The sequence below is a fragment of the uncultured Deefgea sp. genome, from assembly GCF_947072475.1.
Classification (GTDB): Bacteria; Pseudomonadota; Gammaproteobacteria; order Burkholderiales; family Chitinibacteraceae; genus Deefgea.
Map to the genome: position 1 here is coordinate 1 of NZ_CAMTIA010000087.1, position 8975 is coordinate 8975.

The 8975-nt window shown below is 50.7% G+C and carries 11 protein-coding genes; 9 read left to right on the forward strand and 2 right to left on the reverse strand.

All coding sequences use genetic code 11. The features are described 5' to 3' along the window. Positions 1-39 precede the first annotated feature (39 nt). From napG to Q0V82_RS15945, 4 genes are read left to right on the forward strand one after another with little or no spacing between them, the layout of a single operon-like run. Positions 40-789, forward strand: coding sequence for a ferredoxin-type protein NapG (gene napG, locus Q0V82_RS15930; RefSeq protein ID WP_297577330.1), 750 nt, complete (start codon positions 40-42; stop codon positions 787-789). Then, a complete protein-coding gene (napH, locus tag Q0V82_RS15935) occupies positions 786-1610 on the forward strand; it encodes a quinol dehydrogenase ferredoxin subunit NapH (protein ID WP_297577332.1) in 825 nt (274 codons plus the stop codon). Before napG ends, napH begins: the two co-directional genes overlap by 4 nt. A 12-nt stretch (positions 1611-1622) precedes the next feature. Further along, positions 1623-2063, forward strand: a complete 441-nt coding sequence (locus tag Q0V82_RS15940) for a nitrate reductase cytochrome c-type subunit (RefSeq protein WP_297577334.1) — start codon at positions 1623-1625, stop codon at positions 2061-2063. 25 nt (positions 2064-2088) lie between these two features. Beyond that, positions 2089-2781 (forward strand): NapC/NirT family cytochrome c, encoded by a 693-nt coding sequence (locus tag Q0V82_RS15945; protein ID WP_297577336.1) that lies wholly within the window; start codon positions 2089-2091, stop codon positions 2779-2781. 67 nt (positions 2782-2848) lie between these two features. On the opposite strand, the gene Q0V82_RS15950 is transcribed toward Q0V82_RS15945, so the two are convergent. Continuing rightward, the gene (locus Q0V82_RS15950) at positions 2849-3529 is read right to left on the reverse strand and encodes a type 1 glutamine amidotransferase domain-containing protein (protein WP_297577338.1); all 681 of its coding nucleotides are present in this window, start codon (positions 3527-3529) and stop codon (positions 2849-2851) included. 120 nt (positions 3530-3649) lie between these two features. Here Q0V82_RS15950 and Q0V82_RS15955 point away from each other — a divergent pair, with 120 nt between their 5' ends. The 5 genes from Q0V82_RS15955 (at position 3650) to Q0V82_RS15975 (ending at position 7750) form a co-directional block, all read left to right on the forward strand. Continuing rightward, a complete protein-coding gene (locus Q0V82_RS15955; protein WP_374758559.1) occupies positions 3650-4444 on the forward strand; it encodes a ferritin-like domain-containing protein in 795 nt (264 codons plus the stop codon). A gap of 458 nt (positions 4445-4902) precedes the next feature. Beyond that, positions 4903-5262, forward strand: a complete 360-nt coding sequence (locus tag Q0V82_RS15960) for a GntR family transcriptional regulator (protein ID WP_297577342.1) — start codon at positions 4903-4905, stop codon at positions 5260-5262. After that, the gene (locus Q0V82_RS15965; protein WP_297577343.1) at positions 5259-6134 is read left to right on the forward strand and encodes an ABC transporter ATP-binding protein; all 876 of its coding nucleotides are present in this window, start codon (positions 5259-5261) and stop codon (positions 6132-6134) included. Before Q0V82_RS15960 ends, Q0V82_RS15965 begins: the two co-directional genes overlap by 4 nt. Further along, the gene (locus tag Q0V82_RS15970; RefSeq protein ID WP_297577345.1) at positions 6121-6966 is read left to right on the forward strand and encodes a hypothetical protein; all 846 of its coding nucleotides are present in this window, start codon (positions 6121-6123) and stop codon (positions 6964-6966) included. The genes Q0V82_RS15965 and Q0V82_RS15970 overlap by 14 nt, the downstream gene beginning before the upstream one ends. A gap of 19 nt (positions 6967-6985) precedes the next feature. Then, positions 6986-7750, forward strand: coding sequence for a GIN domain-containing protein (locus Q0V82_RS15975; protein WP_297577347.1), 765 nt, complete (start codon positions 6986-6988; stop codon positions 7748-7750). Positions 7751-7918: 168 nt separating this feature from the next. On the opposite strand, the gene Q0V82_RS15980 is transcribed toward Q0V82_RS15975, so the two are convergent. Then, positions 7919-8975, reverse strand: a 1057-nt coding sequence (locus Q0V82_RS15980; protein WP_297577348.1) for a family 16 glycosylhydrolase, incomplete at its 5' end; no start/stop codon positions are given.

The window sequence follows — 8975 nt, forward strand, 5'->3', positions numbered from 1 at the left end:
CATTGCTAGCAATGACTTAGATGGCAATACCTTAATAAAATGAAAGCTACACCCAATCGACGACAGTTTATAAAAAATAGTGCAGCCGCCTGTGGTGGTGCCCTAGTGCTGTCTAGCGGCTTGGGGGTTTTGGCCAGTCAACAAGCGGCAGCACTGCCGGTACAAGCGTTACGTCCGCCCGGTGCTTTGCCCGAGACGCAGTTTCAAAGTGCTTGCGTGCGCTGCGGTTTATGCGTTCGCGATTGTCCTTACGACACCTTGAAACTCGCCAGCTTAGGACAAGGCATAGGCTGGGGAACGCCGTATTTTGATGCTCGAAATATCCCTTGCGAAATGTGTGAGGATATTCCCTGCGTCAAAGTCTGCCCAACCGGCGCTTTAGATCACCAGCTCACCGATATTAACGCCGCGCGAATGGGCTTGGCCGTGCTGCACGACCAAGAAACGTGCCTGAATTTTCTCGGCCTGCGCTGCGACGTCTGCTATCGCGTTTGTCCGGTGATTGATCAAGCCATTACCTTAGAAACCATTCATAACCCACGCTCAGACCGACATGCGATGTTGATCCCAACGGTGCATTCCGATTTTTGCACCGGCTGCGGCAAGTGCGAGCAATCGTGTGTGCTGCCCAAAGCGGCGATCAGCGTGTTACCGCGCTCTGTCGCCAAAGGACAGGCAGCCGAGCATTACCGTCAAGGTTGGGAAGAAAAAGCCAATGCCGGCGGCGAATCGTTAATCGGGCCACAAATTGCCTTACCACCCAATCTGCCAGAGAAGGCGTCGCCATGAGGTCATTTTGGCAACGCAATCGATGGCTGATTTTACGGCGTAGCAGCCAACTCTTGATTTTGGCGCTGTTTTTAATCGGCCCGCTTTTGGGTATTTGGTGGGTTAAAGGCACGCTGGCGTCGAGTTTTAGTTTTGGTTTTTTACCGCTGACCGATCCGATGATTTTGCTGCAAACCTGGCTCGCTGGGCATACGCCCGAGCGGCAAGCCGTGATCGGTGCCGCGCTGGTACTGGGTGCGTATTTGCTTGTCGGTGGCCGAGTGTTTTGTAGCTGGGTTTGTCCGGTGAATTTAATCACCGATTTGGCCCGCTGGTGTCGTAGCCGATTAGGTTTAAAAGCCGGGCAGCAAGTGGCCAGAAATACTCGTTATTGGCTATTGGCTGGGGTCTTACTGCTGTCGTTCATCACGCAAACAGTGGCTTGGGAATGGGTGAATCCGGTGACTGGGCTGCAGCGCGGCATGCTGTTTGGCATGGGTTTAGCGTGGGCGATGGCGTTGGCCATTTTTGTCTACGACACTTTTTTGGTCAGCCGTGGTTGGTGTGGGCATTGGTGTCCGGTGGGCGCGTTTTATGGCGTGCTTGGTAAAGTGGCCTTACTGCGAGTTACTGCACCCAAACGCCATGCCTGTGATGACTGCATGCAGTGCTTTTATGTCTGCCCCGAACCGCAAGTGATTCGGCATGCGCTCAAAGGTCAAGGCAGCCCGGTGATTGTCGCCGGAGAATGCAGCAATTGCGCACGCTGCATCGATGTTTGTGATCAAGACGTTTTCAAAATTAGCCATCGCTTTAATCAACATACTGATTTACCACTTTAAGGGAGAAATACAATGAAAAAACTAGCCTGTATTTTAGGAATGCTATTGGCCTTTGGCCTTGGCGCGATCGGCGTGCAAGCCGATGAACTCAAATCACTGCGCGGCACTGAAGCGGTCAGTGGTGATGTGACCCCCGAGCATTACCGTTGGGAGCGCGATAGTCCCCCGCTGCCACGCCAGTTTGTACAGCAACCGCCGTTGATTCCGCATTCGACCAAAGGCTATTCAGTCACGACTGAATACAATAAATGCCTCGATTGCCATAGCTGGGATCGCACCGCTGAAACCGGCGCGACCAAAATCTCGATTACCCACTTTAAAACCCGCAACGGCACTGAGTTGACCAATGTTTCTCCTCGCCGTTATTTCTGCCAGCAATGCCATGTACCGCAAACCGATGCTAAACCGCTGGTAGGTAGCTCGTTTAAACCGGCCAATGGCTTAGTGAAATAATTCGCCCAATAAGGAAAGACGCATCATGAGCGAAAGCAAACCTAGCCTTAAAGCACGACTGTGCGAGCGACTAAAAAAACTACGGACGATTAAAATCGGTATCGTTGGCATTGTGATTGCCTTTGTCGTGGGGATTATATTTTGGGGCGGTTTTAATACCGCGCTAGAAATGACCAATACCGAAAAGTTCTGCCTGTCTTGTCATGAGATGGCCGACAATGTGTATCCGGAATATCAAGATACCATTCACTACACCAACCGCTCTGGCGTGCGGGCCACTTGTCCAGATTGCCATGTGCCGCATGAATGGGGCCCAAAAATGATTCGTAAGATTGAAGCGTCCAAAGAAGTCTGGGGCATGCTCACGGGTACCATTAATACCCGTGAAAAATTCCTCGAAAAACGCGAACAATTAGCGCAAAACGAATGGAAGCGAATGAAGGCCAATGATTCGCAAGCCTGCCGCAATTGCCATAATTACGAGTATTTTGACTATATGGAGCAAAACTCACGTTCAGCCACCGCCCACCAAAAAGGCTTTGCTGAAGGCGCAACGTGTATTGACTGCCATAAAGGGATTGCCCATCAATTGCCGGCAGTACACCAAAATGTACGGACCGGCGAAAAAGGCGTAACCGCCGAAGTGATGCATCCAACGCGCAATAAAGCCAGCGCCGCCAGTGCGGTGGACGATGACGATTTTGCTGGGATTGAATAAGATTTAAACCGCCATCCATATAAAACGGGGCTCGATTGAGCCCCGTTTTTTTTATCCAGCCAATGATTTAAGCTTGCAGTTGCGCCAATAATTGCTGCGCCACCAGTTCCGACGACGCTGGATTTTGCCCGGTAATCAAATTGCCGGCACTCACAGCATACGGCTGCCAATCTTCGCCTTTAGAATACACGCCGCCTTTGGCAACCAGTTCATCCTCTAATAAAAACGGCACCACATGAGTTAAACCAACCGCCGCTTCTTCAGAATCACTAAAGCCGGTCACTGATTTGCCCGCCACCAAAGGTTGACCATCGGGCGCTTTCACATGCCGCAACGCCGCTGGCGCATGACACACTAAGGCCACCGGTTTCCCTGCCGCATACATGGTTTCTAGCAAGGCAATCGATTGCGTGTCTTCGGCTAAATCCCACATTGGGCCATGGCCACCGGGATAAAACACTGCGTCGTAATCACTGGCTTTGACCTCGGCTAATTTAAGCGTGTTGGCCAAAGCCGCTTGAGCGGCGGCATCTTGTTTAAACCGCGCCGTGGCTGCAGTTTGAAAATCCGCCGCATCACTTTTAGGATCTAGCGGTGGCTGCCCGCCAAGTGGCGACGCCAGCACCAGCTCAGCGCCAGCATCGAGTAGCAAATAATACGGTGCAGCAAATTCCTCAAGCCAAAAACCGGTTTTCTGGCCGGTGTCACCCAGTTGATCGTGCGAAGTCAGTACCAATAAAATTTTCATTGCTGCTCTCCAAACCGTCTCACGCTGGCGGATGCCAGTCGTGTTTCACCCTGTTGATCTTAGACCCGAATACGCTTGCCAGCCCGCCATCAGCGCGTAATACTGGCGCTGCTTTTATCTTTGGAATCTGCCGTGTTTGCTGCTGCCTTTGCTGCCTTAATTGAATCGAACCCCCAGACTAAAATCGCCAAACTGAGCGATATTCATCTCGCGCAACGCGATCCGCTCGACCCCACGCCGATTATTGCCGTTGCCAGCCCCGGCCGCCCGACTCACCCCGAGTTGGTCGCACCCAAAGATTTACCTCGTCGCCGCAATTTGGCCGAAGCTGAAAACCGCGCCGCCCTATTGCATGCCTTTGCGCATATTGAATTTAACGCCATTAATCTAGCGCTGGATGCACTGTATCGGTTTCGCCAGATGCCCGCGCAATATTATGCCGATTGGCTCAAAATTGCCGTTGAAGAAGCGTATCACTTCAATCTGCTGTGCGAGCATCTACAAACGCTCGGTTTTGCTTATGGCGATTTTCCAGCACATAACAGCTTATGGGAAATGGCGGTCAAAACCGACGCCGACGTGATGGCCAGAATGGCCTTGGTGCCGCGAATTTTAGAAGCGCGCGGGCTCGATGCCGTGCCGCCGATTCGACAAAAACTCGCCAATATCGGCGATCAGCGCGCGTGTGAAATTCTGGACATTATTCTGGCCGATGAAATCGGCCATGTGCGCATTGGCAACCATTGGTATCACTGGTGTTGTGAAGAGCGCCAGCTCGACCCGATTGCCACGTTTGTCGCGCTACTGCGCGATTATGAAGCGCCGGTATCTCGCGGCACCCTCAACCACATCGCCCGCCTTGAGGCTGGATTTACTGCCGAGGAAATGGCTTTAATTGAGTCGTTAAAAGAGTAGAAAAATCGCGAACCAAGCTACGTATTGATGTTTTTTAAGTGCCTGCGGCACATTTATTTACAATCGCAGTCCGCGACGGGGACCCTCTTTCTTTGACTCGCCAAAGAAAGAGGGGGAAAGAAAGGCGCCCCGAGCGCGCACAGCTCCGCTGTACCCTCGATCGATCGTGAGCCAAACGGTAAAGCTGTTTGTCTCCCTCCTCACTCGGTGCGCTTGGACGGGTTTTTAAGCCCCAGACCAACGAGCGCGGCACAGCATTAACCCAAGCTACGAATTTTAAACATGACGTATTGTCTTATAAGCATTTGAATAAAAAGCATACAAAGCAATACCCAGTAAAACTCTGCCTATTTTTTACCTTTAACTACCTCACATTCCACAATAATCCATCACACCACTTGCCAATCGCTAAACTCACACCTATAGTGTGCTACATACCTAACACACAAGCACAGAACATGGCCGACTGGAATAATCAATCGCCTATCTATTTGCAGCTGGCCGAATGCCTAAGCCAAGCCTTGCTCGATGGCCAACCACAAGAAGGGCAAGCGATGCCTTCGGTGCGTCTATTAGCTGCTGAATATGGCCTTAACCCTCTCACGGTGAATCGTGCCTTACAAGCGATGGTGGATGCCGGTTTGCTCGAAAGCCGCCGTGGCTTGGGGATGTTTGTTTTACCGCAAGCGAGCGAGCGACTACGTGCTGCTGATCGTGCGCGTTTTTTAAGCCAAGAATGGCCGCTACTGCGCGCCAAATTGCAACGTTTAGGCATTAGCGCCAGCGATTTAGACTGGCATGCCAAGGAGTCCGCATGAACGACTTAGTCAAAGTCAGTGATTTAAGCATTCGCTACGGCAACAAAACCGCGGTCAAGCAGATCTCGTTTGCTTTACCTGCTGGGCAAATTGTCGGTTTATTGGGCAGTAATGGCGCCGGAAAAACTTCGCTGATGCAGGCGATGATGGGCTTGATACCTTATCAAGGCCAAATTGAAATTTTGGGCTTTAATCCGCAAACTCAGCGCGAGGCGATGCTAGAACACGTTTGCTACATCCCTGATGTGGCGATTTTGCCGCCGTGGATTGTCGTTGCCGATTTACTCCAATTGATGTGTGGCCTGCATCCAAAATTTAAGCTCGAATTGGCGCAGCAAAAGCTGGCGCAAACGATTATTCCGCTGACCGCCAAGGTTAAACAACTGTCGCGCGGCATGATTGTGCAACTGCATTTGGCCATCATTAGCGCCATTGACGCCCAGCTAATGATTTTGGATGAGCCAACGCTAGGGCTAGATATTCCAGCCCGCAAAGCGTTTTACGATATGTTGATCAACGATTGGTGCTCTGACACGCGCACGGTACTGATTGCCACGCATCAAGTCGATGAAATCGAAAATCTACTCTCCAATGTGATGATGATTAATCATGGGCAACTGGTACTCAACGACAGCATTAGCCATCTGGATGAGCGCTTTATCGGCGTGCGTTATGGGCTAGACGCCGCAGCGCAAATCGAAGCGGCCGCACCGCTGCATCGCTTTCGGCAAATGGGCGGTGAATGCGCGATTTTTGCTGGCAATGCGCCCGCCAATATTGATCAACTCGGGCAAACCTTCCGCGTTGAACTCGCCGATTTATTTGTCGCCTTAGCACAACCGAGCACGGAGAAACCACATGCAACAGTTTAAAACCCTGATGCTGCGCGAATGGCTGCAGCAACGCCGATCTTGGCTGCTGCTAGGCTTGTGGACGCCGGTCATTGCATGGGCGCTGCTGTATATCGTGCTGATATATCAAGGCATGCCGCAGTTTAATAGCGCAACAATTTCGGATGCGGCCAAAGTCGCGAACTTTGGCATTTCAACTCAATCGAGCATGGTGCTGTATATCGCGCTGATTGGGGTTTTGCTGACGATTCCGGGTCTACCGTACCGTGATAAAGATGATAAATCGTTGTCATTTTGGCGCTCTTTGCCAATCAATGAAGCAAATGCGGTGATTGTGCCGGTGTTGATGAATGCGCTGCTACTGCCTTTATTGGCCATCGTGCTCGCAATCGGTCTGAATTTATTGCTCTCTGCGCCACTGTGGATACCTCACTGGACAGCACTAATGGGTGCAAATCTCTTGCTGGCATTTGTTGGCTTTAGTCTGCAGGCCCTACTAGCCTTGCTGTGGTTTTTACCGTTAGTCCTATTGTTGGCATTAGGTAATAGCACGGTTCGCCGCTGGGGGATTGTGATTGTCTTAATTGGCGCATTTATGGCGCAGTCCTTACTCGGCAGCCTGAGTAATTACGCGCCCGCCAGCCGTTTTGTGGATATCTATTTTTCGGGATTGTTTGGGGTGATGGATCAAATCGACTTAGGCCGCTTTTTGAGTGCGAGTAGCAATCTATCCGCTCAAGTTGGCAATTTGCTGCGCTTTGCCATTAACCCACCTTTTATTATTACGCTGCTAATCAGTGGACTATGCCTCACCGCACTGATCTGGCGTCGCAAAGCCGGTCAAACCGCATAAATCTTTGGGGAAAAGCATCATGAATAAATTGAAGCCACTAAAACAATGGTTATTTCCAGCGTGCGTGCTGGGCGTATTGGGTTTAGGTACATTCACTGTTGGGTACTCAAAACCTAACCCACATTTTGTGATTAATAATAATGGCTCTGCCGCATTTGAATTTGCACTGCAAAGCAAGGATGCAATTCAGCCTAGCGGTAAAGTGGTGCAGGTTTTGCTCAGTAAGCAAGGAGCGAAATTAATTAATCATAGCCCTGTGAATGTGCGGCAATTTTCTTCGCCGAAAGCAAGTGTTGAGTTAGATGAGGCGCTGCTGGCCGAGTTGGATCAGGATTTATTGGCGCAAGGCATTATCCAGCTACGCACCGAGCAAAATATCAGCCCCAATATGCCTGCGATTGTTTTTAATAGCGCTCTTGTGGCTAATCAAAGCGTTTTGAGCGAGGTAGAGAATTACGGCTCAGGCATCACAAAAATCCAGTCACCCAATTTGAAGCAAATCCGTGTTGCTAATCGTGGCGCTGGCCGGGTCGAAATATTGACCAACACAGTACAATCGGCCGTAGTCACTAACTACGGTGTTGGCGATGTCTACATGCCGAATGTGGGAAACATTGAAATCGATAGTCGTGGGACGGGCAACGTCTACGTTGAAAATGCCGAAACAGCGACGATTCAGTTGTATGGCATTGGCACAGTTTCATTTGCCAACGAGCCAAAAATCAATTCAACCATCAAAGGGATGGGGAAAATCAAAACCAATACCCCGCATCCTTATCAATAAGGACCAGCCACTGTAATGCACATGCAGTGGCCCCTTAGCGATATTGGTGTTGAATAAAAGCAATATGACGGTAGTTTGCAGCAACACATCATCGGCAAAAAAACCAGTAACAATAGGTATCTCTACCTAAACCATTTATATCAATGACTAGGTAGAGATACCCTTAGATTAACGAATGTTTTTCACTGCGGCGAGCCCTTGCTGGCGCAATTGCTGAACTTGCACTTCTACTTCGCTAGTGCTCAATTGTTGATCTTGGCGGTGGTAAACCCAATCGATGTCTTCTTGGTATTCACGCAGCTCATTACTCTGAATCAGCCCGCTGCTGTTAAACCACAATTGAAACGACAAATACATCGGATGATCTGGCTGCGCTTTACCACGGTAGCTTTGCACTAAACGGCCATCGATATAAAACCGAATTTCGTCATTCTGTACATTCATCACCAGCGTATGCCAGCCGGCAAAGCTTTGTTGGGTGGCGACGGCGACGTGATTTTCCGGATCGTACGCGGCAATGGCGTAGGTGCCGCTCCACATCGTTGGTGCAGCAATCCCCCAGCCACCATTAGGTAGGTATTCAAAATCGATTTCGCTATAGGGCTCAGCACCTTCGATGTAGCGCGTAATGCCAAAGAAGGTTTGCACGACAGAATCACCATCGGGCCCTTGCACTGGCGCATCGGTAAAGTACATCCGTGCTGCCCAAGTGCCATTTTGGTAACGCGCTTCTGTCGTCATCAGCTCGACTTGCGAGCTTTGCCCGCCATTGCCTCGGTTGCCAACGACTTGGTCGGCGCTGATATTGCTACTGGCTTTTAAGCGCATCAGCGTATTACCCGGTAGCGCCGCATCGCTCAAGAACGAGATATTGTTTGGACTCCATTGCCCATTACTCAATCCCGGGCCGCCATCCCAGCTGCGTAATAACCAGCCATTATTCGCCAGTTGCGCGGTATTGCTATAGCTAAAGTCATCGAATAATAAGCCCTCTGTAGCAACCGGCGTGGACTGATTACAGGTGCCTAAATCCAGCCAGCCGCCCCAAGTGTCTTGGCTTTGCGGCGCACGATCGACCCACCATTTGGCTGTAAAATTACGCCCTTGATAACTGATATTGGCGCCAGCGGTATACACCTTGCCGCTCTCCCAAGGTGTGCTGCAAACACCATTCGGTGTCGGGCTTGGGCTTGGGCTTGGGCTTGGGCTTGGGCTTGGGCTTGGG

Bases quoted from the DNA above. Each gene is read 5' to 3' on its own strand.
- Q0V82_RS15960 (WP_297577342.1), top strand. From the start codon at position 4,903: ATGGCCGACTGGAATAATCAATCGCCTATCTATTTGCAGCTGGCCGAA.
- Q0V82_RS15940 (WP_297577334.1), top strand. From the start codon at position 1,623: ATGAAAAAACTAGCCTGTATTTTAGGAATGCTATTGGCCTTTGGCCTT.
- Q0V82_RS15970 (WP_297577345.1), top strand. From the start codon at position 6,121: ATGCAACAGTTTAAAACCCTGATGCTGCGCGAATGGCTGCAGCAACGC.
- napH (WP_297577332.1), top strand. From the start codon at position 786: ATGAGGTCATTTTGGCAACGCAATCGATGGCTGATTTTACGGCGTAGC.
- Q0V82_RS15945 (WP_297577336.1), top strand. From the start codon at position 2,089: ATGAGCGAAAGCAAACCTAGCCTTAAAGCACGACTGTGCGAGCGACTA.
- Q0V82_RS15950 (WP_297577338.1), bottom strand. From the start codon at position 3,529: ATGAAAATTTTATTGGTACTGACTTCGCACGATCAACTGGGTGACACC.
- napG (WP_297577330.1), top strand. From the start codon at position 40: ATGAAAGCTACACCCAATCGACGACAGTTTATAAAAAATAGTGCAGCC.
- Q0V82_RS15965 (WP_297577343.1), top strand. From the start codon at position 5,259: ATGAACGACTTAGTCAAAGTCAGTGATTTAAGCATTCGCTACGGCAAC.
- Q0V82_RS15975 (WP_297577347.1), top strand. From the start codon at position 6,986: ATGAATAAATTGAAGCCACTAAAACAATGGTTATTTCCAGCGTGCGTG.